This is a genomic window from Exiguobacterium sp. R-17 (assembly GCF_049913315.1).
Classification (GTDB): Bacteria; Bacillota; Bacilli; order Exiguobacteriales; family Exiguobacteriaceae; genus Exiguobacterium_A.
This window is the reverse complement of the sequence record NZ_CP184372.1, coordinates 2,977,966-3,000,203: the sequence shown is the minus strand read 5'-3', so window position 1 is coordinate 3,000,203 and position 22,238 is coordinate 2,977,966. Positions and strand designations below refer to the sequence as shown.

Annotated in this window: 23 protein-coding genes; 22 read left to right on the top strand and 1 reads right to left on the bottom strand. The window is 49.1% G+C overall.

Annotation, left to right across the window (positions count from 1 at the left end; genetic code table 11):
• The first annotated feature begins 340 nt into the window (after nt 1–340).
• From ACN9MT_RS15695 to ACN9MT_RS15655, 9 genes are all read left to right on the top strand, one after another.
• Nucleotides 341–535 (top strand): hypothetical protein, encoded by a 195-nt coding sequence (locus tag ACN9MT_RS15695; protein ID WP_426272566.1) that lies wholly within the window; start codon nt 341–343, stop codon nt 533–535.
• 201 nt (nt 536–736) lie between these two features.
• Nucleotides 737–871, top strand: a complete 135-nt coding sequence (gene rpmH, locus ACN9MT_RS15690; RefSeq protein ID WP_012371910.1) for a 50S ribosomal protein L34 — start codon at nt 737–739, stop codon at nt 869–871.
• 166 nt (nt 872–1,037) lie between these two features.
• Nucleotides 1,038–1,388, top strand: a complete 351-nt coding sequence (gene rnpA, locus ACN9MT_RS15685; protein WP_023469862.1) for a ribonuclease P protein component — start codon at nt 1,038–1,040, stop codon at nt 1,386–1,388.
• 104 nt (nt 1,389–1,492) lie between these two features.
• A complete protein-coding gene (yidC, locus tag ACN9MT_RS15680) occupies nt 1,493–2,347 on the top strand; it encodes a membrane protein insertase YidC (protein WP_035411724.1) in 855 nt (284 codons plus the stop codon).
• Between the two features lie 147 nt (nt 2,348–2,494).
• Nucleotides 2,495–3,877, top strand: a complete 1,383-nt coding sequence (mnmE, locus tag ACN9MT_RS15675; RefSeq protein ID WP_056064613.1) for a tRNA uridine-5-carboxymethylaminomethyl(34) synthesis GTPase MnmE — start codon at nt 2,495–2,497, stop codon at nt 3,875–3,877.
• A gap of 43 nt (nt 3,878–3,920) precedes the next feature.
• On the top strand, nt 3,921–5,810 hold the full coding sequence (gene mnmG, locus ACN9MT_RS15670) for a tRNA uridine-5-carboxymethylaminomethyl(34) synthesis enzyme MnmG (protein ID WP_035411727.1): 1,890 nt from the start codon (nt 3,921–3,923) through the stop codon (nt 5,808–5,810).
• 5 nt (nt 5,811–5,815) lie between these two features.
• Entirely contained in the window at nt 5,816–6,532 is a 717-nt protein-coding gene (gene rsmG / locus ACN9MT_RS15665) for a 16S rRNA (guanine(527)-N(7))-methyltransferase RsmG (RefSeq protein ID WP_056064620.1), read from the top strand.
• A gap of 48 nt (nt 6,533–6,580) precedes the next feature.
• Nucleotides 6,581–7,414, top strand: a complete 834-nt coding sequence (noc, locus tag ACN9MT_RS15660) for a nucleoid occlusion protein (RefSeq protein ID WP_035411731.1) — start codon at nt 6,581–6,583, stop codon at nt 7,412–7,414.
• A 38-nt stretch (nt 7,415–7,452) separates the two neighbouring features.
• Nucleotides 7,453–8,217, top strand: a complete 765-nt coding sequence (locus ACN9MT_RS15655) for a ParB/RepB/Spo0J family partition protein (protein ID WP_426272565.1) — start codon at nt 7,453–7,455, stop codon at nt 8,215–8,217.
• Between the two features lie 37 nt (nt 8,218–8,254).
• On the opposite strand, the gene yyaC is transcribed toward ACN9MT_RS15655, so the two are convergent.
• Nucleotides 8,255–8,872, bottom strand: a complete 618-nt coding sequence (gene yyaC / locus ACN9MT_RS15650) for a spore protease YyaC (RefSeq protein WP_035412220.1) — start codon at nt 8,870–8,872, stop codon at nt 8,255–8,257.
• Between the two features lie 182 nt (nt 8,873–9,054).
• On the opposite strand from yyaC, the gene ACN9MT_RS15645 reads away from it, so the two are divergent.
• The 13 genes from ACN9MT_RS15645 (at nt 9,055) to yycH (ending at nt 22,234) form a co-directional block, all read left to right on the top strand.
• Nucleotides 9,055–9,984, top strand: a complete 930-nt coding sequence (locus ACN9MT_RS15645; protein ID WP_035411735.1) for a mechanosensitive ion channel family protein — start codon at nt 9,055–9,057, stop codon at nt 9,982–9,984.
• Complete coding sequence (locus ACN9MT_RS15640; protein WP_023469853.1) at nt 9,956–10,144, top strand: DUF951 domain-containing protein; 189 nt, start codon at nt 9,956–9,958, stop codon at nt 10,142–10,144. The genes ACN9MT_RS15645 and ACN9MT_RS15640 overlap by 29 nt, the downstream gene beginning before the upstream one ends.
• 229 nt (nt 10,145–10,373) lie before the next feature.
• The gene (ychF, locus tag ACN9MT_RS15635; protein WP_035411737.1) at nt 10,374–11,474 is read left to right on the top strand and encodes a redox-regulated ATPase YchF; all 1,101 of its coding nucleotides are present in this window, start codon (nt 10,374–10,376) and stop codon (nt 11,472–11,474) included.
• A 120-nt stretch (nt 11,475–11,594) separates the two neighbouring features.
• Nucleotides 11,595–11,882, top strand: coding sequence for a 30S ribosomal protein S6 (gene rpsF / locus ACN9MT_RS15630; RefSeq protein ID WP_035411738.1), 288 nt, complete (start codon nt 11,595–11,597; stop codon nt 11,880–11,882).
• Nucleotides 11,883–11,905: 23 nt separating this feature from the next.
• Nucleotides 11,906–12,424: a single-stranded DNA-binding protein gene (ssb, locus tag ACN9MT_RS15625; RefSeq protein WP_023469850.1), complete on the top strand. Its 519-nt coding sequence runs from the start codon at nt 11,906–11,908 to the stop codon at nt 12,422–12,424.
• Between the two features lie 44 nt (nt 12,425–12,468).
• On the top strand, nt 12,469–12,699 hold the full coding sequence (rpsR, locus tag ACN9MT_RS15620; RefSeq protein ID WP_023469849.1) for a 30S ribosomal protein S18: 231 nt from the start codon (nt 12,469–12,471) through the stop codon (nt 12,697–12,699).
• Nucleotides 12,700–12,833: 134 nt separating this feature from the next.
• Nucleotides 12,834–14,819, top strand: a complete 1,986-nt coding sequence (locus ACN9MT_RS15615) for a DHH family phosphoesterase (protein ID WP_035411741.1) — start codon at nt 12,834–12,836, stop codon at nt 14,817–14,819.
• On the top strand, nt 14,816–15,259 hold the full coding sequence (gene rplI, locus ACN9MT_RS15610) for a 50S ribosomal protein L9 (protein ID WP_023469847.1): 444 nt from the start codon (nt 14,816–14,818) through the stop codon (nt 15,257–15,259). Before ACN9MT_RS15615 ends, rplI begins: the two co-directional genes overlap by 4 nt.
• A gap of 19 nt (nt 15,260–15,278) precedes the next feature.
• Nucleotides 15,279–16,631, top strand: coding sequence for a replicative DNA helicase (dnaB, locus tag ACN9MT_RS15605; RefSeq protein ID WP_023469846.1), 1,353 nt, complete (start codon nt 15,279–15,281; stop codon nt 16,629–16,631).
• A gap of 211 nt (nt 16,632–16,842) precedes the next feature.
• Entirely contained in the window at nt 16,843–18,135 is a 1,293-nt protein-coding gene (locus ACN9MT_RS15600; protein WP_056064628.1) for an adenylosuccinate synthase, read from the top strand.
• A 225-nt stretch (nt 18,136–18,360) separates the two neighbouring features.
• A complete protein-coding gene (yycF, locus tag ACN9MT_RS15595) occupies nt 18,361–19,068 on the top strand; it encodes a response regulator YycF (protein WP_023469844.1) in 708 nt (235 codons plus the stop codon).
• A 2-nt stretch (nt 19,069–19,070) separates the two neighbouring features.
• Entirely contained in the window at nt 19,071–20,921 is a 1,851-nt protein-coding gene (gene walK, locus ACN9MT_RS15590; RefSeq protein WP_035411745.1) for a cell wall metabolism sensor histidine kinase WalK, read from the top strand.
• Entirely contained in the window at nt 20,918–22,234 is a 1,317-nt protein-coding gene (gene yycH, locus ACN9MT_RS15585) for a two-component system activity regulator YycH (RefSeq protein WP_035411747.1), read from the top strand. The genes walK and yycH overlap by 4 nt, the downstream gene beginning before the upstream one ends.
• The last annotated feature ends 4 nt before the right edge of the window (nt 22,235–22,238 follow it).

The window sequence follows — 22,238 nt, the reverse complement described above, 5'->3', positions numbered from 1 at the left end:
AAATACCCCCCTTTTTTTATCAAGATAGAAAAAATTTGTACACAGGCTTATACACAGACAAAGTTAATGAAGAAACTCGACTTATCCCCATAACGTAAAAACTGTGGATAACGTTATCCACAGGCAGTTGAATCTGTGTATAAAGTTATCCACAGGGTGTGTATAACTTGTTTTGTCCTAAGCGATCAGGATCATGTTATGCACAATTAGTGTATCAAAAGAAATAAGCTCTGGCAATGGTTGGAATGATTTATCCACAAGTAAATTCAATCGTCCACAGGTAGTTACCCACAAGCTGTGGATAGTGTGGATAAATTGTGGATAAGAGGTGGATAACTTTTTGAAAGAGGAAGCGTTAAAAAAGAGTTATTCACAAAATACAAAAGAAGTGGAAAAAGGAAATCCAAAATCGATGATTGACGTCGATTTTAAAAAATACTATCGTAGACAAAGTGAAGAGTTATCCACGGAAAGTGTGGATAATGTGGATAAGTCTGTGGATAGGTGGATAAGTCTATCAATCTGTTCTTTGTGATCCAGTCGCATTCTATTGTGTAATAGAGTTTGCATGCTGGAATCCTATCGCCTGTTTTTAAGAAACAAACCTTTATGCAAGGCGAGAAATCTTCCGAACTTTCATTGACAATGCCACAATCAGTTTATATAATGTACAAGACTGCCTTAAAGTAGAAAATAACAATTGGTTATAAAGATCTTTTAAAGGAGGTGCAGACGAATGAAACCAACTTTCAACCCAAACAACCGTAAGCGTAAAAAAGTTCACGGATTCCGTGCGCGTATGGCTACGAAGAGTGGCCGCCGTATCTTGGCTGCTCGCCGTCTTAAGGGCCGCAAAGCCTTGACTGTCTAATGCATTGATGCATCCATCACTTCGGGCATGATCCGAGGTGATTTTTTTTTATGTTTTTTAGTGTGTTCGTGCTTTTGTCACATGCGCCCTATCGCGTCGCATGTTTATTCTATGATATGATGAGAGACGACGAATTTTCGTAGTGTCAGGATGGAGTGTGAATAAGGTGAAGAAGGAATACCGCGTCAAGAAAGACAAGGAGTTCCAAGCGGTGTTTACTAAAGGAGCCTCTGTCGCAAATCGGCAATTTGTCGTGTATGCCTTGAAAAAGGAGCAACAGACTCACTTTCGGGTTGGTTTATCCGTCAGCAAGAAAATCGGGAATGCCGTCGTCCGGAATCAGGTGAAACGGTATCTTCGGGAAGCATGCCAGCAGCATGAAGCCTCGATTGCCCCGAATTATGATTTGGTGATCATCGCGCGCAATCCGGCCGCTAAGATGACCGCGCAAGAAGTGGCTGACAGTCTCCGTCACGTCCTCAAACGTTCCGGTGTCTGGATGCGATCAAAAAAATGAATCGTAGCAATGCATCCTGTTGATTTGTACGGCGCTCCCTTTCCTTGCCTTACTATAGAAGAAGATGGCGTTCGACAAAGCGTAAACAATTTCTAGGAGGAATTATGAACAAGAGAACTAAGATTTGGTTAACTCTCGGGCTCATGTCTGTGCTCGCGATCGTGTTATCAGGTTGTGCACCGACGAACTATGGCGCACACGAAGAGATCACAGCAAATACTGATGGTTTTTGGAAACATTATTTTGTTTGGCCGATGGCGTGGTTGATTCGCGAAATTTCGCATCTTGTCGGAAATGATTTCGGAATCGGAATCATCATCACGACACTTCTCGTTCGTCTTGTCATCCTTCCGTTGATGATCAAACAAACGAAGAGTATGGGTGGAATGCAAGTCATTCAGCCTGAAATGGTGAAACTTCGTGAGAAATACAGCTCAAAAGACCAAGAGACGCAACAGAAATTGCAACAGGAAATGATGAAGCTTTACCAAGAGCATAACGTCAATCCGCTTGCTGGCTGTTTACCGATCTTGATCCAAATGCCGATCTTGATTGCGTTCTATAACGCCATTATTTATACGCCGGCTATTTTCCAACACACATTCCTTTGGTTTAACCTCGGAAAACCGGATCCATTCTTCATCTTGCCGATCATGTCTGCGGTACTAACGTATCTACAGCAAAAAATCTCGATGGCAGGTCAAGAAGACAATCCACAAATGAAAATCATGCTCTACGTCTTCCCGATCATGATCTTCATCATGGGGGTCACACTCCCATCTGCCCTTTCTCTTTACTGGGTCGTCGGTTACATCTTCTCGATCATCGTCACGGTCGTCATCATGAAGCCAATGCGTGAAAAGATCAAAGTGCAGACAGAGGCAACACTTGCAGCAAAACGCGATAAGGAAGCGGCGCAAGCAGCTCCGGCTCCTAAAAAATCGAAAAAGAAACGCTAATACGTGAAGAGCGACGCTTTGTTTTGACAGAGTGTCGCTCTTTTTCTTTTGCGTCATTTCGTGTATAGTTGTTTCGTTATACCCATTGCAACGATTAAGGATTGAACACGTATAAAAAGACAGAAGAAAAACGAGGTGGAAGAACGGATGATGGAATTTGATACGATTGCCGCGATTTCGACGCCGATGGGAGAAGGGGCGATTGCGATCGTGCGCTTATCGGGTCCTGATGCAGTCGCTGTAGCCGACCGCGTCTATAAAGGAACCAACCGCTTGACGGAAGTACCAACCCATACGATTCATTACGGGAAATTGGTCGATCACGAGGCGGATCGTGTTGTTGATGAAGTGATGGTGAGTGTCATGCGCGCACCAAAGACGTTCACACGTGAAGATGTCATCGAATTGAATTGTCATGGAGGAGTCGTCGCGGTCAATCGTGTCCTCGAACTCATCCTCGCACAACCGGAAGTCCGATTAGCGGAACCGGGTGAATTCACGAAACGCGCGTTCTTGAACGGACGAATCGATTTGTCGCAGGCGGAAGCTGTCATGGATCTCATCCGCGCGAAGACGGATCGAGCGATGCATGTCGCCGTCAGTCAAATTGAAGGGCGTCTCTCAAAACTCGTCCAAGACTTACGTCAACAACTGTTGCAGACGATTGCTGCGATCGAAGTCAACATCGATTACCCGGAATATGACGCAGAAGAGATGACACAACAGATCGTCGAACGTGACGCTGGAGCTGTCCGCGCGATTCTGGCAGAGTTATTAACAACGGCACGCCAAGGAAAAATCCTTCGTGAAGGGTTATCCACAGCGATCATCGGTCGTCCGAACGTCGGTAAATCGTCTTTGCTCAACACATTGGTGCAAGAAGCGAAGGCCATCGTCACGGATATCGCGGGAACGACACGCGATACGATCGAGGAGTACGTCAATGTTCGTGGTGTACCACTAAAGTTGATTGATACGGCAGGGATTCGAGAGACGGAAGATATTGTCGAACGGATGGGTGTCGAAAAGTCGCGTCAGGCTTTAAAGACGGCCGATTTGATCTTACTCGTCCTAAACGGGAACGATGTCCTAACGGATGAGGACGTTTTGCTGTTTGAAGCGATTAAAGGGATGAACGCAATCATCATCGTCAACAAGAGTGACTTGGCGCAACAGATTGATTTGGTACGTGTCACGGAACTTGCCGATGGTCGACCAATCGTTACGACGTCCTTGCTCGAAGAAGCAGGGGTCAACGATCTTGAAGCGGCGATTGCGAGTCTGTTCTTTGAACAGGGTGTCGAGAGCCAAGATATGACGTACGTCTCGAATGCACGACATATCCAACTGATCAAACGCGCGAGTCAAATGATTGAAGATGCCCTCGGCGCAGCAGAAGCAGCGATGCCGATCGACATGGTACAGATTGATTTACGACGGGCATGGGACACGCTCGGCGAAATCAATGGAGATACAGCACAGGATAGTTTATTGGATCAGTTGTTTTCGCAGTTCTGTCTTGGGAAATAATTCGGGACGACTGCGTGTGGAATAAGAAGGAGGAACCAGTACTATGGCTTATCAAGCAGGTGAATTCGACGTCATCGTCGTCGGAGCCGGACATGCCGGCATCGAAGCCTCTCTTGCTGCGGCACGAATGGGCTCGAAAACGGTCATGTTGACAATGAATCCCGATATGGTCGGATTCATGTATTGCAACCCGTCGATCGGTGGTCCGGCAAAAGGGATCGTCGTCCGGGAAATCGATGCGCTCGGTGGCGAAATGGCACGCGCGATCGATGCAACGTATATTCAAATGAAAATGTTAAACACGTCAAAAGGTCCTGCCGTGCGAGCATTACGGGCGCAGGCGGATAAATTCGAATACCAAAACCGGATGAAAAAAGCGCTCGAGGATGAGCCGAATTTGCTCTTACGTCAAGCGCTCGTCGAACGGTTGTTGATCGATGAAGAAGGACGTTGCGTCGGTGTCGTCACGAATACAGGGGCGGAGTACCGGGCAAAAGCGGTCATCATCACGACCGGAACGTTCATGCGCGGGAAAATCATCATCGGTGAATTGTCGTACGAGAGTGGTCCGAACAATCAGATGCCATCGATCAATCTATCGAAACATCTTGAAGAACTTGGATTTGAGCTCGCACGTTTCAAGACAGGTACACCACCACGAATCGACGGGAAAACGATCGATTACTCGAAGACAGAGATCCAACCAGGTGACGAAGTAGCGCTTCCGTTTAGTCATGAAACGACTCAGATGATCACGGAACAGATTCCATGCTGGTTGACGTATACGACGGAGTATACGCACCAGTTAATCGATGCGAACCTGCACCGTTCACCGATGTTCTCCGGGATGATTAAAGGGACAGGTCCCCGTTATTGCCCATCGATCGAAGATAAGGTCGTCCGGTTCAACGATAAACCGCGTCACCAAATCTTTCTTGAGCCAGAAGGTCGCGATACGGAAGAAGTCTACGTGCAAGGGTTATCGACAAGTTTACCGGAAGACGTTCAACACGATATTCTCCGCTCGATTCCTGGGCTTGAAAATTCAGAAATGATGCGTCCTGGTTATGCGATTGAATACGATGCCGTCGTTCCGACACAACTCTGGCCAACGCTCGAAACAAAACGTGTTCCTGGTTTGTTCACAGCGGGTCAAATCAACGGAACAAGTGGTTATGAGGAAGCAGCGGGACAAGGGATCATGGCAGGAATCAATGCTGGACTACAAGTTCAAGGCAAAGAACCACTCATCTTGTCACGTTCACAAGGCTATATCGGTGTCATGATCGATGATCTCGTCACGAAAGGTACGAACGAACCGTACCGCCTCTTGACGTCACGTGCCGAGTACCGCTTGTTGCTCCGTCATGATAATGCGGATCTTCGTCTGTCGGAAATCGGACATGAACTCGGTTTGATCTCGGAAGAACGCCAAGCGAAGTTGCTCGACAAACAAGAGCAAATCCGTCTTGAGATGAAACGTCTTGAGAAGGTCGTCATCAAAGCGACACCGGACGTGAATGCACAGCTAGAAGCGATTGGTGCATCGCCACTTAAGGAAGCCTTGCATGCGATCACGTTGCTGAAACGCCCGGAAATCACATATGCGATGATTGCGCAGATGACACCACCGGAAACACCATTGTCTGCAGAAGCAGCAGAACAAGTCGAAATCCAAGTTAAATATGCCGGCTACATCGATAAACAACTCGATCAAGTCGAAAAAATGATGCGGATGGAGCAAAAACGGATTCCGGATCGTCTCGATTACGATGCGATCAGTGGATTAGCGATTGAAGCGAAACAAAAACTAAACCAAGTGCGTCCGCTCTCGATCGGACAAGCATCCCGGATTTCAGGGGTTAATCCGTCTGATATCTCGATCTTGCTTGTCTATATCGAACAAGGCCAATACGCATTGACTGCGGAGTGAACGAGATGAACCAACAGCAATTCGTAACAGCATTGGCAGCACAGGGACTTGAGGTCTCAGAACATCAGTTGCATCAATTCAAGCGGTATTATGAACTGCTCGTCGAGTGGAATGAAAAGATGAACCTGACGGCGATTACCGATGAAGAAGATGTCTATTTAAAGCACTTCTATGACTCGATCACAGCAGCGTTCTATTTTGATTTCACGGCAGTCACGACGGTTTGTGATGTCGGAGCAGGTGCTGGGTTCCCGAGTCTGCCGATCAAAATCATGTTCCCGCACCTTCAAGTGACGATCGTCGATTCACTGAACAAACGAATCGGCTTCCTGAATCATTTAGCGACGGAACTTGGACTCGAAGGTGTCGCGTTCCATCATGGACGCGCAGAAGAGTTCGGTAAAAATAAACAATTCCGCGAACGATTTGACGTCGTGACCGCACGTGCGGTTGCCCGGATGTCCGTTCTCGCGGAATATTGCCTACCACTTGCGAAAGTCGGAGGACAATTCGTTGCCTTGAAGGCGGCGAAAGTCAGTGAAGAGCTTGAGGATGGTGCGATTGCCTTGAAAGTACTCGGTGGGAATTTACGGGAAAGTTTCCAGTTCCAATTGCCAGGCGAGGAAAGTGAGCGTAATATCGTTATTGTAGATAAAAAACGAACAACACCCGGGAAATATCCGCGTAAAGCGGGAACGCCTGCGAAAGATCCATTAAGCTAAACACCGTTTCACGTGAAACGGTGACTGATAAAGGTGAGGTGCGCCAACGTGAGAAATGCAATTGCCAAACTGCTCGGTAAACCTGCTACGATCGAGCTTGACCCCCAAGAGACGGTTCAGGAATTACCATTGACAGAACTTGTCGCGAATCAGTTCCAACCACGGACTGTGTTTGACGGGGACCGAATTGAAGAACTAGCGGTTACGATCGAAGAGCACGGGTTACTCCAGCCGATCGTCGTTCGAAAACAAGGAACAGGGTACGAAATCATTGCCGGAGAACGACGGTACCGAGCAGTGCGCTCGCTTGGCTGGGAAACGATTCCTGCCATCGTCAAAGAGATGACGGACGAGACGACTGCTTCCCTGGCATTGATTGAAAATCTGCAACGCGAAGACTTGACACCAATCGAAGAAGCGGAAGCTTATGAGCGTTTGCTTGCATTACAAGACATCACGCAAGAAGTGTTAGCCCGTAAGCTCGGACGTAGTCAGTCGACGATTGCCAACAAATTACGTTTGCTCCGATTGCCAATGGATGTCCGGGAAGCATTGAAGCAACGGACAATCACGGAACGTCACGCCCGAGCGTTATTGCCGCTTAAGGATGAAGCGTTACAAGTAACGGTACTCGCTGAAATTCTGGAACGGGAATGGAACGTCAAGGAGACGGAGCGCCGGGTGGAACGATTGATGACACCACAGCCACCGAAGAAAAAACGTCATAAAAGCTTTGCACGAGATACACGAATCGCGTTAAACACCTTGCGGGATTCCGTCGATATGATCGAGCAGACTGGATTGACGATCGAAAAAGAAGAAGTCGATTGCGAAGAATATGTAGAGGTGCGAATTCGCATCGTGAAGGCACGTCCGGAATAAGCGGTCGTGCCTTCCGCTACGTTTAGGAGAGAAAGCACGTGAATGAATTACCTGTTCGGGCGATTCGCCCGAATCCGACTCAACCTCGGAAACGATTCAATGAAAAAGCATTAGAAGAGTTAGCCCAATCGCTCGTTCGTCACGGGATGATCCAACCGATCGTCGTCCGACCACGAGATGGCTATTACGAAATCATCGCCGGTGAACGGCGCTATCAGGCGGCGAGTCGCGCAGGATTCGAACGTGTACCGGTCCTTGTGATTGAAGCAGACGAGACACGCGTCATGGAGCTCGCCTTGATCGAAAACATCCAACGAGCAGACTTATCTGCAATTGAAGAAGCGATGGCATATGCGGAGATGATCGAGGAATTCGGCATTACGCAAGCAGAGCTTGCACAGCGTGTCGGGAAAAGTCGTTCGCACATTACGAACAGCCTTCGACTGTTACAGTTGCCATTGCTCGTTCAACAAGCGGTCATGGACGAACGGTTGTCAATGGGACATGCCCGCGCGCTCCTGTCGCTGAAACATCCAAAGAAGATCGAACAGATGGCAGAACGGGTCATGGCGGAGAACTGGAACGTCCGTCGGTTAGAGCAGGCGCTTCGGGAACGTAAGGAAGCCGCCCGTCCGCAACAAGCGACCGCTGTTCAATTCGTCGAGGAATCACTTCGCGAAAAATACGGGGCGACCGTTCGGATTAAACAAGGAAAACAAGTAGGGAAACTCGAGATCGATTTTATAGACGAAGACGACCTCAATCGGTTGCTCGACTTGTTGTTACCTGAATCGGATCACTAAAAAGAAGCGATCCGGGCGACGGTTCGCTTCTTTTTGCTTACATTGAACGCGGCGTGAAAGAAATCGTCGTCCGTGTGGATTCAGCGGAGAGTTTCGCATCAAGTAAGTGGAAGCTGTTCGCGACGAGTTCCGCTAGTTCATAAACAAGGTGTAACCGTGTGTTCTGGAGAATCATCATCTCCATGAATCCACTGACGTTGACGACAGCCTTAATGTTGAAGTCACCGACCGCAGGCAATTCTTTTTGGACGCCGGCGCCGGGTGCGAGTGGACCTTCCGAGAAAAAGACATGTCCGACACTTGAAAGGCGACCGAGACACGCATCGATCGCGATGACGAGTGGACGGTAATGGGTCGTTTGGATCGAGTGAATGGTTTCTGCGAGATTCAGTGCATGGACGGGTTTAGCGAGTGTACCGTAGACGTGAAGATGAGCAGGCGCTTGTTTCTCGAGGAATGTCCCAACGAGTGGACCGAGTGAGTCACCTGTCGAACGATCAGAACCAATGCAGACGAGTACGATCGGACGTTTTTCTTGGACGGCAGAGACTTGTTCGAATAATTGTTCAGCTAAGCGTTCTTTCGCGAACGGTTCCGTATATTCTAAAAAGAAAGAATAGGGCTTGGGCTCGTGCGAATGAAAGCGGAAGTTCATCGAAATCATCCTTTCTTCTCTTGATGTCGGTGTCGTGGTGGATTGGCAAGAGTGAAGGGTTCTTAGATGATTTTCCTTTCCCGGTTTTTCCAGAAATCTAACGTCAAAATCGGCTCTTTGGTTGAAACTCGATTAAAATCACGTATACTGTCGTAATAGAGAGAATAAGAAAGGATGAGAGAATGGCTACCAATCAAGATGTACAAGAATCCGTCGCCCAAGTCGATAAATTGATCAATCAAGTAATGGATGCGGATATGTGGATTCGTTTTGGGATGAAACTACTGATTGCGCTCATCATCATCGCGGCGTTCTATGTGTTGACGCGCGTTTTGACTGGGGCAGTCTCACGTCTCTTTACGATCAGGAAAATCAATGAACATGACTACTTGGCACAACGACAGAACGAGACGCTGTTGAAGTTGCTCCAAAATGCGATTCGTTACGTACTTGGAATCATCATGTTGTTGACAGTGCTTAGTCAGTTCGGAATCAACATCACCGGTCTCGTCGCCAGTGCCGGAATCGCTGGTCTCGCGATTTCGTTTGGTGCGAAGAACTTGGTGCAAGATATCATTACCGGAGCGTTCATCATCTTTGAACGTCAGTTTAAAGTCGGAGATTATGTACGCGTCGGTGTAATCGAAGGCGTCGTGACGGAACTTGGTATCCGGACGACAAAACTCAAAGGACTCAACGGAGAAATCCACATCATCCCGAACGGTCAGATTTTGCAAGTCACGAACTATTCGGTCGACAACAGTTTCGCACTCGTCGATGTCCAAGTCTCCTATGATGAGGATCTTGAACGCGTCGAACGAGTTCTGCATGAGATTGCAGACCGGACGACGAAGAAGTATGTCGATATGTTCGTCGAGCCGATTCAGATGCTCGGTGTTCAGACACTTGGTCCTTCAGAAGTCGTCTATCGTTTGATGGCAGAAGTACCACCGATGCAACATTTCCAAGCTGGTCGTCTGATCCGGAAGGAATTGAAGCAAGGACTCGAAGAAGAAAACATCAAGATCCCGTATCCACGGATGGTCATGATGAATCCAGAACAAAAGAATGGTGGACAGACGGATGATTCCAAAAACGTATCAACTCCATGATTATGTTGAGATGAAGAAGCAGCATCCATGTGGAACGAACCGATGGCAGATCATTCGGGTCGGCATGGATATCCGAATCAAATGCCAAGGTTGCGGGGCGAGCATTTTAATGCCACGTCGTGATTTTGATAAACGATTGAAAAAAGTCTTACCAGAGTGACGAAAAAGCGGATGTGATTCTCGTGATCACATCCGCTTTTTCGTTGTCTTTCATAAGCGAAGTGATTGTGTTCGATTAGAGCGTGATTAAAAAAGACGGTCGAGCTCCTTGCTTAAAAAAAATGAACTATCTATAATTGTGAAAGATGTGCTGACGTGGTGTAATCATTCTACCCACTGCGGCCGCTAGCACGGATTTCCTAGGAAATACCGAAAAGGAGGAATTCCAAGTGGGATTAACAGCAGGAATCGTTGGCTTACCAAACGTAGGAAAATCAACACTTTTTAACGCCATCACACAAGCAGGTGTCGAGGCAGCGAACTATCCGTTCGCAACGATCGACCCGAACGTCGGTGTCGTTGAAGTACCAGATGCACGTCTTCGGAAATTGACAGAACTCGTCAACCCGAAAAAGACGATCCCGACAGCATTCGAATTCACGGATATCGCCGGTATCGTAAAAGGTGCGTCTAAAGGGGAAGGGCTCGGAAATAAATTCCTCGCGAACATTCGTGAAGTAGATGCGATCTGTCAGGTCGTGCGTTGTTTCGTAGATGAAAACATCACACACGTGGCCGGAAAAGTCTCACCGATCGATGATATCGAGACGATCAACCTCGAATTGATCCTCGCAGATCTTGAGCAGGTCGAAAAACGGATTCAGCGTGTCCAAAAACAAGTCAAGTCGCGCGATAAAAACGCAGCGGCTGAGCTTGAAGCACTTGAAATCGTGCAAGCGTTGCTCGAAGATGAGAAACCAGCACGTCTCGCTGAATTGAACGAAGATCAAGCAGCACTCGTCAAACACTTCCAATTGTTGACGATGAAACCGATGCTTTACGTCGCGAATGTCGGCGAAGATGAAGTCGCAGATGCAGACAGCAATGAGAACGTGCGTCTCGTCCGTGAATTCGCAGCAAAAGAAGGCGCAGAAGTCATCGTCATCTGTGCTCGGATCGAAGAAGAAATTGCAGAGCTTGAGCCGGAAGAGCGTCAAGAGTTCCTCGTCGATCTCGGAATCGAAGAGTCGGGTCTTGATCAATTGATCCATGCGGCGTACAGCACGCTTGGTCTTGCGACATACTTCACAGCAGGTGAAAAAGAAGTACGCGCTTGGACGTTTAAAAAAGGCATGAAAGCTCCACAATGTGCGGGTGTCATCCACTCGGACTTCGAACGCGGATTCATCCGTGCAGAAGTCGTTTCGTACGAAGATCTAGCAGCTGCAGGTAACATGGCGACAGTCAAGGAACAAGGTCGTTACCGTTCAGAAGGTAAGGAATATGTCTTCCAAGACGGCGATGTCGTCACATTCCGCTTCAACGTCTAATCGAAAACGAATCGTTATTGCATAAAGCAAAATACTTTGGTAGTATTAACGAATGTGAGTAATGAATTATTGCTCCTTGCTCGAACATTCGAGCCGCCAGTCCAAGAGGAGGTGACAGATATGCGTAAATACGAAGTACTTTACATCATCCGTCCGGAACTTGATGAGGAAACACGCAAAGCAACAGTGGAGCGTTTTAACAAAGTCCTCACTGATAACGGTGGTACAGTTGATAAAACAACTGAAATGGGTAAACGTCGTTTCGCTTACGAAATCAATGATATGCGTGAAGGGTTCTACGTTCTTCTTAACGTGACTGCTGAACCAGCAGCTACAAAAGAACTTGACCGTCTCATGAAGATCAGTGACGATATCGTTCGCTTAATGATCACAAAAGACGAGAAATAAGCTGAAACAGGAGAGTGATTCTGATGATTAACCGCGTCGTTTTAGTCGGTCGGTTAACTCGTGACCCGGAAATGCGTTATACGCAGAGCGGGATTGCGGTAACGCGATTCACACTCGCATGTGACCGTCCTTTCACAGGGCAAGATGGGAAGCGAGAAGCTGATTTCATCGATTGCGTCGTTTGGCGCAAGCAAGCAGAGAACGTTGCTCAGTATTTGAAGAAAGGTAGTCTTGCTGGTGTAGAGGGTCGCCTCCAGATTAGCAGCTACGACGATAAAGAAGGGCAACGCCGTTACCGTGCGGAAGTCGTCGCTGATAGCGTCCGCTTCCTTGAGTCACGTAACGCGAGCCGTTCTTCGGATGGTAGCGAAGGCTACGCTTCATCAACTGGTGGAAACGGGAATGCTGCAGGATGGGGTTCACAGCAACAGCAGAACAACTCTTCCTCGCCAGCACCCGCTTCATCGAATTCGGGCTTCGGCGCTGATCCGTTCAGCGGCGGTAGTTCGATCGACCTTTCAGACGACGATCTCCCGTTCTAAGGAAATCGTCCTGAAAAATCCAAGTTAAAAAGGAGGTTAATCACATGGCACGTCGTCCAGGTGGAAAACGTCGTCGTAAAGTATGTTACTTCACGTCGAACCACATCACTCATATCGATTATAAAGACGTAGAACTTCTCAAACGTTTCATTTCGGAACGCGGTAAGATTCTTCCACGTCGTGTGACTGGTACTTCAGCGAAATACCAACGTCCACTTACAATCGCAATCAAACGCGCACGTCAAATGGCTTTAATTCCATACGTGGCTGACTGATTTCGTAGCACCATCCTCAAGCGTGAGGGTGGTGCTTTTTTTCGCTTCTCTTTCATCCCCTCCTGCTTTTCGGTTATAATAAACAAGTTACTAAAAATTTTAATTAACCCTATAGAGCATATAAGGAGGACACGATGGAGTCAGGTCAACAAGTATCACCGGAACGCGAACGACGTATCGTTCGCTTCATTCCGTATCTATTAATCGTCGGTCTGCTTCTCGTCGTCGCTGTCCGCGAACCGGTCATCTCTGCCATCGGAGCCGTCGTGACTGCCCTCCTCTTCGGATTGCACCTATTCGAAGAACGTCGTGCACGCAGGGCATGGGAGACGTACGTCGCGGGAATCTCGATGCAAGTCGAGGAGACGGGACAAGATGCGTTGACGAACATGCCAATCGGGATTTTGTTATACGATGAGGAAACGCTTGTCACCTGGTTCAATGATCCGATGCGGGATATCTTTGATGATGTAGCAATGGGACAGACGCTCAATGAGCTCGATCCCTTATTCATCGAAATGGTCGCGACGAATGAGGATCAAGCGACGCTTGAAATCGGCGATGCCGTGTATCGTGTCTTTTCGAATCATGAGAACCGGACCTTTTACCTGTTCGATATGACGGAAGAAGCACAAGTTGAACAACAACTCGTCGATAATCAGACGGTCATCGGTGTCATCTATCTCGATAACTACGATGAGATGACACAAGGCATCGAGGATCAGTTACGCAGTGAACTGAACAGCCGGGTCACGCAGTTGTTGAATCACTGGGCAGCGGAACACGGGACGTATATCAAGCGGACCGCGTCCGATCGGTATTTCATCGTTACGACAGAAGAGAATCTACGGATTCTCGAACGATCGAAGTTTACGATTCTGGATACGGTTCGGGAAGAGACGAGTCAACGCGGCGTCCAGTTGACGTTATCCATCGGAATTGGTTGCGGAAGTGACCCGATTCCGGCGCTTGGTCAGATGGCTCAGTCGAGTCTCGATCTTGCGCTGGGACGAGGAGGCGACCAAGTCGTCATCAAGCGGGACGGGAAGGTCCGCTTTTACGGCGGCAAGACGAATCCGACGGAAAAACGGACGCGCGTCCGGGCCCGGGTCATCGCTAACTCGCTTCGTGACTTAATGCAGGAATCGAGCCGTGTCCTGATCATGGGTCACAAAAATCCAGACATGGATGCACTCGGATCAGCAATTGGCATTTTGAAGCTTGCGGAAATGAACGATAAGGAAGCACATATCGTCTTACCACCGGAAGAAATCGGACGCGGGATTCGCCGGATGATGGATGAGATTGCCGAAGTACCACAACTCGAGACACGATTCGTCAATGCGTTTCAAGCTGATCAATTGATCGACGATCAGACGTTACTCGTCGTCGTCGATACACACAAACCATCGCTTGTTGTCGTACCGGCCTTGCTCGATCGATTCGAGCATATGGTCGTGATTGATCATCATCGTCGGGGCGAAGATTTCATCGAAGATGCGGTTCTCGTGTATCTTGAGCCGTATGCTTCTTCGACATCAGAGCTCGTCACCGAGCTGATCGAGTACCAACCGACGAATCAGAAACTGGCGATGCTTGAAGCGACGGCGTTACTCGCTGGGATCATCGTCGATACGAAAGGCTTTGCCCTGCGGACCGGTTCTCGGACGTTCGATGCCGCATCCTATTTACGCTCACAAGGTGCTGACACAGTACTCGTACAAGAGTTTCTCAGTCAGGATCTTGAGACGTACGTCGAGCAGTCACATATCCTCGAGCGATCCGAAGTCTATACGGAAGGGATGGCGATTGCGACAGCAGAGCCAGGCGTCATTCACGATCAAGTCTTGATCGCGCAAGCAGCCGATCAATTGTTATCGCTTCGAGGCATTCGCGCCGCTTTCGTCATCGCGGAACTTCAAGACGGACGAACGGCGATTAGCGCCCGTTCGCTTGGGGATGTCAACGTTCAGTTGATCATGGAGACGCTCGGTGGCGGCGGTCACTTGACGAACGCGGCGACACAGATGTCAGAATCAGTCGTCACCGTGGCGGATGCGTTGCGTAAAGCAATCGATCAATATTTAGAAGATGAGACAAAAGGAGAGGAATCAGAATGAAGGTTATTTTCTTACAGGATGTAAAAGGACAAGGGAAAGCAGGAGACGTCAAAGACGTGGCCGATGCTTATGCAAATAACGTACTCTTCAAGAAAAAGTTGGCGCGCCCTGCGACGACTGGCAACTTGAAGCAACATGAAGCACACGAACGTAAAGCAGCAGAAGAAGCGAAACAAAACTTGCTTGACGCGCAAGCGTTAAAAGAAAAAATCGAAAAAGAGACGATCGTCGTCTCGACGAAAGCCGGTGAAGGCGGTCGTGTCTTCGGATCAGTCACAAGTAAACAGATTGCAGAAGCACTTAAAAGCATGGGTTACAAGATCGATAAACGCAAAATCGAGCTCGAGCACCCGATCAAGGCACTTGGCTTTACGAAGGTACCATTGAAGTTACACAACGAAGTGACAGCGACACTGAACGTTCAGGTCAAAGAGGCGTGAGTAGAAAAGGGGACCGGTGATGAGTGAAGTCATGCAAAATATGCCTCCCCAAAGCATCGAGGCAGAACAAGCCGTCCTAGGGGCGATCATGATTGATGCGGATCGTTTGATCAGTGCATCGGAACGTCTGTTACCGCAGGACTTTTACCGTGCCTCTCACCAACGGATCTTTGAAGCGATGCTCGTGCTGTCCGACCGAGGCGAAGCGATCGACCTCGTTACGGTGACAGCCGAGCTCAGTACGCTCGGGATTCTAGATGAGATTGGTGGTCTACCCTATCTAGCGGAACTGGCAGAAGGGGTACCAACTGCAGCCAACATCAATTATTACGTCAACGTCGTTGACCAGAAGTCGACGCTCCGGCGTCTCATTCGGACGGCAGGCGAGATCGTCACTGATGGATACGAACGGCAAAATGAGGTCGATGTCCTGCTGAACGAGGCAGAACGGAAGATTCTCGAAGTATCACAAGGAAAAGGAAGCGCGAGCTTCATCCCGATCTCGGACGTCTTGACGAGTGCCTATGCAACGATTGATAAATTGCATAAGCAAAGCGGCGAGACGACGGGGATTCCGACCGGTTTCCAGGATCTCGATAAGATGACGGCCGGCTTCCAGCGCAACGATTTAATCATCGTCGCAGCACGTCCGTCGGTCGGGAAGACCGCGTTCGCCTTGAACATCTCGCAAAACGTCGCGACACGCGCTGACGAGAACGTCGCCATCTTCAGTCTTGAGATGGGTGCCGAACAGCTCGTCATGCGGATGCTCTGTGCCGAAGGAAACGTCGACGCGCAGCGTCTGCGGACGGGTCAACTCGAAGAAGAGGACTGGGGGAAGTTATCGCTTGCGATGAGTAACTTGTCTCAAGCCGGTATCTACATCGACGATACACCGGGTATTCGGGTCAATGATATTCGGGCGAAATGCCGTCGTTTGAAGCAGGAGCATGGTCTTGGGATGATCATGATCGATTACTTGCAGTTGATTCAAGGGAATGGTCGCTCTAGCGACAACCGTCAACAAGAGGTTTCGGAAATTTCCCGTTCCTTGAAATCACTCGCGCGTGAACTTGAAGTCCCCGTCATCGCCTTATCGCAGCTCTCGCGTGGGGTGGAGAGTCGTCAAGATAAGCGACCGATGATGTCGGATATCCGGGAATCGGGAGCGATCGAGCAAGATGCCGATATCGTCGCCTTCTTGTACCGTGATGATTACTACAATAAAGAAACGGAAGATGCGAATACGATTGAGATCATCATCGCGAAACAGCGGAATGGTCCAACCGGTACCGTCAAGCTCGCCTTCCGAAAAGAATTCAACAAGTTCGTGGATCTCGAGCCAAGCAACTCGTACGCGCCACCTGCTTAATCCAAGCTGCGTCTTGCCCTCGATGAATCGGAGGCAAAACGTAGCTTTTTTTATTTTCACCTAAAGATTCTCAGTTTATTCACTAAAAACGATAATTAAACGAACGAAAGAGAATTGTAACAATTAATTGTTCGGTATTTGGTTGACTTCTTTTTTTTATCGCGTTACACTTAGTCGTGGTTTTGAATCGTACGTGGAGGTGGATGATAAGATGTCATCAGTAGTAGTAGTCGGAACACAGTGGGGCGACGAAGGAAAAGGGAAAATCACCGATTTTCTTTCAAAACAAGCTGACGTCGTAGCACGTTATCAAGGTGGAGACAATGCAGGACATACGATCGTATTCAATAACGAGACGTACAAATTGCACTTGATCCCATCAGGTATTTTTTACTCGGATAAGAAATGTGTCATCGGGAACGGTCTTGTCGTCAACCCGAAATCACTCGTCAAGGAATTGAAGTATCTGCACGATCGTGGTGTTTCAACGGATAACTTGTTAATTTCGAATCGGGCGCATGTCATCTTGCCGTATCATCAGTTGCAGGATCAGTTAGAAGAAGAAGCGAAGGGCGACGCAAAAGTCGGAACGACGCTAAAAGGAATCGGACCGTGCTACATGGATAAAGCCGCACGAATCGGAATCCGGATGGCAGACTTACTCGACAAAGAAACGTTTGCTGAGAAGTTAAAGATCGTTCTCGACCAAAAGAACCGCATGTTCACGAAGATGTATGACGCTGAACCAATCGCGTTCGACGATATCTTCGAAGAGTACTATGCATATGGACAAGAGTTCGCGAAATATGTCTGTGATACATCCGTCGTCGTCAACGATAGCCTTGATCACGGTGAAAAAGTGTTGTTTGAAGGCGCACAAGGTGTCTTACTCGACCTTGACCACGGAACGTATCCGTTCGTTACATCATCGAACGCATCAGCTGGCGGTGTTGCATCAGGTGTTGGTGTCGGTCCAGCCCGAATTGACCATGTCGTCGGTGTTTGTAAAGCGTACACGTCACGTGTCGGTGACGGTCCGTTCCCAACGGAATTGTTTGATGATATCGGTCATCAAATCCGTGAAGTCGGTCGTGAATACGGGACGACGACAGGACGTCCGCGTCGTGTTGGTTGGTTCGACTCTGTCGTCGTTCGCCACTCGCGCCGTACAAGTGGGTTGACGGATCTTTCGCTCAACTCGATCGACGTTCTGACAGGACTCGAAACGTTGAAGATCTGTACATCGTACGAATTCAATGGTAAACAGATCGATGAGTACCCAGCAAGCTTCCGTGATCTTGAAGCATGTGTCCCAGTTTACGAAGAGCTTCCAGGCTGGAAAGAGGACATCACAGGTGTCCGTCGCTTTGAAGATCTACCGTTGAACGCACAGAACTACGTCAAGCGGATCGCGGATCTGACAGGTATCTCGCTCGTCACGTTCTCGGTCGGACCGGGTCGTGAACAGACCGTCGTCTTGCGTGATCTCTACGAAGAAGCATAAGTCTCAATAGCCTCTTGCCTCCTGCAAGAGGCTGTTTTTTGTGCGAAATGGTTCACAAACGGAAGCAAAAACAGGTATACTGAATACAGTGTTTCACGTGGAACCTCTCCCGTGAGACGACGAACAGTAGAGCGAGTGGCGCCGGGAGTTTCCGTCGCCACCTTTCTATATGCCGAAAAAACAGGTAAAATAGATTGAATAGAAATTTTTAAGGGGGCACACCCAGTGACGGAACGTAAAATTCTAGTCGTCGATGACGAGTTACCGATTGCAGATATACTCAAGTTTAAATTAGAAAAAGAAGGCTACCAGGTCGCGATCGCAAACGACGGCGTGGAGGCATTAGAAAAATTCGAGGAGTTCAAACCGGATTTGATGTTACTTGATATCATGCTTCCACTAATGGACGGGATGGAGGTCTGCCGGGAGGTCCGGAAGACGTCGAAGATTCCAATCATCATGCTGACAGCAAAGGATTCTGAAATTGATACGGTACTTGGTCTTGAGCTTGGTGCGAACGATTACGTGACGAAGCCATTCAGCTCACGTGAGTTACTCGCCCGCGTGAAAGTCCACTTGCGCAATACGAGTCCGGAAGCTACACCACAACCGGTTGGACCAGGTCCACTCAAAGTCGGAGAACTGTATATCGATACGAATTCACATACAGTGACGCGTAAGGATCAAAAGATCGAGCTGACGCAACGTGAGTTCGAATTGTTACATTACCTCGCGAAAAACATTGGTCAAGTCATGACGCGTGAGCATTTGTTGCAGACGGTCTGGGGCTATGACTACTTTGGTGACGTCCGGACAGTCGACGTGACAGTGCGCCGTCTTCGTGAAAAAGTCGAAGATAACCCAAGTACGCCGGTCTATATCATGACGCGTCGTGGGGTCGGCTACTATCTCCAAGACGGGGAGAATGAATAACGATGTTAAAAGGAACGAACTTCTTTAAATCCATCCAATGGAAGCTTGTCGTCATCTATGCCTTATTGATTTTAGTGGCGATGCAGGTCATTGGTGTCTACTTCGTTCGTTCCCTTGAAAAGCAGTACATTACGAACTTCTCGAAGTCGGTCGAGGACCGGGCAGGTCTTGTCGCCTATAACGTCGGGAAGGAATTCGATAAAACAGGCGATGATGAAGCCTCCAAACGGCAGTTGTCCCAATCATTAGGGCAACTGCTGTCTGAGTTTAGTAATGGCTCCACCTCAAGGAACGACATCCTCGAAGTCCAGATTATCGATCAGGACTCGATCATCCAAGCGACATCGGATGACGAGAACCAGTCGGCGGTCGGTCAACGGGCGACGAATTCACTGATTAAAAAAGCGCAGGCAACGAGCTCGACCCGGACGGACACCGTACTCGATCCGGAATCAGAAGATAAGATCCGGATCTTTGCCGTACCCGTCACCTCGGAACGAGACGGTGTGACGACCGGGATGATTTATGTCCGTGCCTCGATGGAGTCGATCTATTCGCAGATGCAACAAGTCACGCGGATTTTGGCGACCGGAACAGTCATCGCCCTCGTCATCACGTCGATTCTCGGAGTCTTGCTGTCGCGGACGATCACGCGTCCGATTTCGGATATGCGGCGTCAAGCGATCGAGATGCGACGCGGGAACTTCTCGCGGAAGGTTAAGGTCTATTCGGATGATGAGATCGGGCAACTTGCTCGTTCGTTCAATGAATTGACGGATGAGCTGCTCGAAGCGAACGCGACGACGGAAGCCGAACGGCGGAAGTTGACGAGTGTCCTCGAGAACATGACCGACGGCGTGATTGCGACGGACCGGACGCTGCGCGTCATTTTGATGAATGATCAAGCGAAGGATATCGTCGGCGCTGACGATGCGAGCGTCGTCGGAACGAACTTGAAGGACCTACTGGCACTCGGTGACGATTTCATGATTCCGGAAGACGGCACGATGCCACCGCGTCTGCTCGATTTCAGTAGTGAGGACGAACTGTTCCTCGTCCGGGCATTCTTCTCGCCCGTCAAGAAACACAGTGGACCGATTACCGGGATGATCGTCGTCCTACATGACGTCACGGAACAGGAGCAGGTCGAACAGGATCGACGTGAATTCGTCGCGAACGTCAGTCACGAGCTCCGGACACCACTGACGACGATGCGCAGCTACCTCGAAGCCTTGGCAGAAGGCGCCTATCAGGATGAGGAACTCGCACCGCGTTTCCTTGAGACGACACAAAATGAGACGGAGCGGATGATCCGCCTCGTCACCGATCTTTTACAGCTGTCGAAGATGGACAGTAAGGAATACAAGATGAACAAGGTCCGCTTCGATTACATTCAGTTCTTGAATGAGATTCTCGATCGCCATGACATGACGAAGCCGGAACGGATTCGTTTCCGTCGTAAGATCATGAAGCGGAAAGTCTATATCCGTGGAGATCAGGATAAATTGATTCAGGTCGCAGATAACATCCTGACGAACGCGATCAAATACTCACCGGAAGGCGGAACAATCACCGTCCGGACGATGCTCCGGGCAAAACGGATCGTCATCAGCATCAAGGATGAAGGTGTCGGAATCCCGAAAGCGAATCTCCAAAAAATCTTCGAACGCTTCTATCGTGTCGATAAAGCCCGTGCCCGTAAAATCGGCGGAACTGGTCTTGGTCTGTCGATTGCGAAAGACGTCGTTTCGGCTCACGGTGGCGACATCTGGGCAGAAAGCGAATGGGGACGCGGTACGACGATTTACTTCACGCTTCCGTATGAGGTGATCGAAGAGGTGGATGCCGGATGAAGAAACAACACTGGAGTTCGCTGTTACTCGTCCTGCTCGTCGCCGGTTCGATCGCTCAGACAGCGATGCTCTGGACCTATCATCCAAGCAGTGAATCGATCGAGCGGGAACAAGTCTCGTTCAACGAGATCGATGCCTCAAAGACGATTGAAAGCAACCAGCTGATTAATCCGGAACTACTTGTCTATTCGGATCAGGAAGGGACGTACCAAACACAAATCATCGGGCGGACCTTCCTCAACCGGATCGGTGCATCGTTCAATATTGGGGTCCTTGTCCTGACGGATAAAGCAAAGAACATCCCGGTCGGCGAGCGGAGCGTCGAGATGATTTTTCCGACACCGATCAGCGCAACGATGCTTGAGGAGTTACTCGGAGAAAAACAGATCGCGTTCTCAGAACCGATCAAACGGCTCTATCTCCTCGATTACGATGGTCCGATTCTCCGTCTTGAGTCGGCGACGGGGCGCCTAAAGGACTTTAAACTCGTCGGCGATGAGACGGTTCTGAAACGACTGTTCGCGTACGATAAGAAAAAACCGATGACGCGCGTCGAACTCAAAGGGGGCGATTATACGTATGTCGCGAGTGGTACGACACGGCTGGAACAAGTCTTCGTCTATGACGAGGTCGGGCAATCGCCGCAACCACTCGATCGCATCCGGAGTGCCTTCTTTGCCGAAAATTCGAACGTCCAGCAAATCAAGAGTCGCGATGATCTCGACGTCTTGACGGATGGCGTCAGCGTCTCAACGTACGACCGAAACTACAATGTCTATCGCTTTAACACGTTATCGCCGAACACCCAAAGCTCGACCGTCGATTACAGCACGCTCGTCAGCTACGTCAACATTCATGGAGGCTGGCTTGATCAAGAGACGCAACGGAGTGGTTTCCGCTATTACTTCGATCAGATGAGTAAGAAGGGCGAGGAACAGACGGCGACGTTCCGGTTGTACTTGAACCGGTATCCGGTGTTCGGGGAGAGCGGTCCGTTGCTCGAACAGACGAAGTTCGATCTCGCGACACTGAAAATCATGTATGAAGAAAATCAAGTCCGGTCGCTCAGCCGCAGCATGCTTCGAGCAAAGCGGAAGTTGATCCTTCGGGAAGAGACGGTGCCGGCTGTCGAAACGGTTCTTGAACGTCTAAGACGCGCCGATCTCTTAAAAGAAATCAGTGGGATCCGGGTCGGATATGAGATGACGTATAAAATTTCAACGAGCCGCTACGCTGTCTTTGAGCCGACGTGGTTCATCAAGGTCGATGGGGTTTGGCAATCGATCAATCAAGCTGTCGGGAATGAGGGGTGAGGAC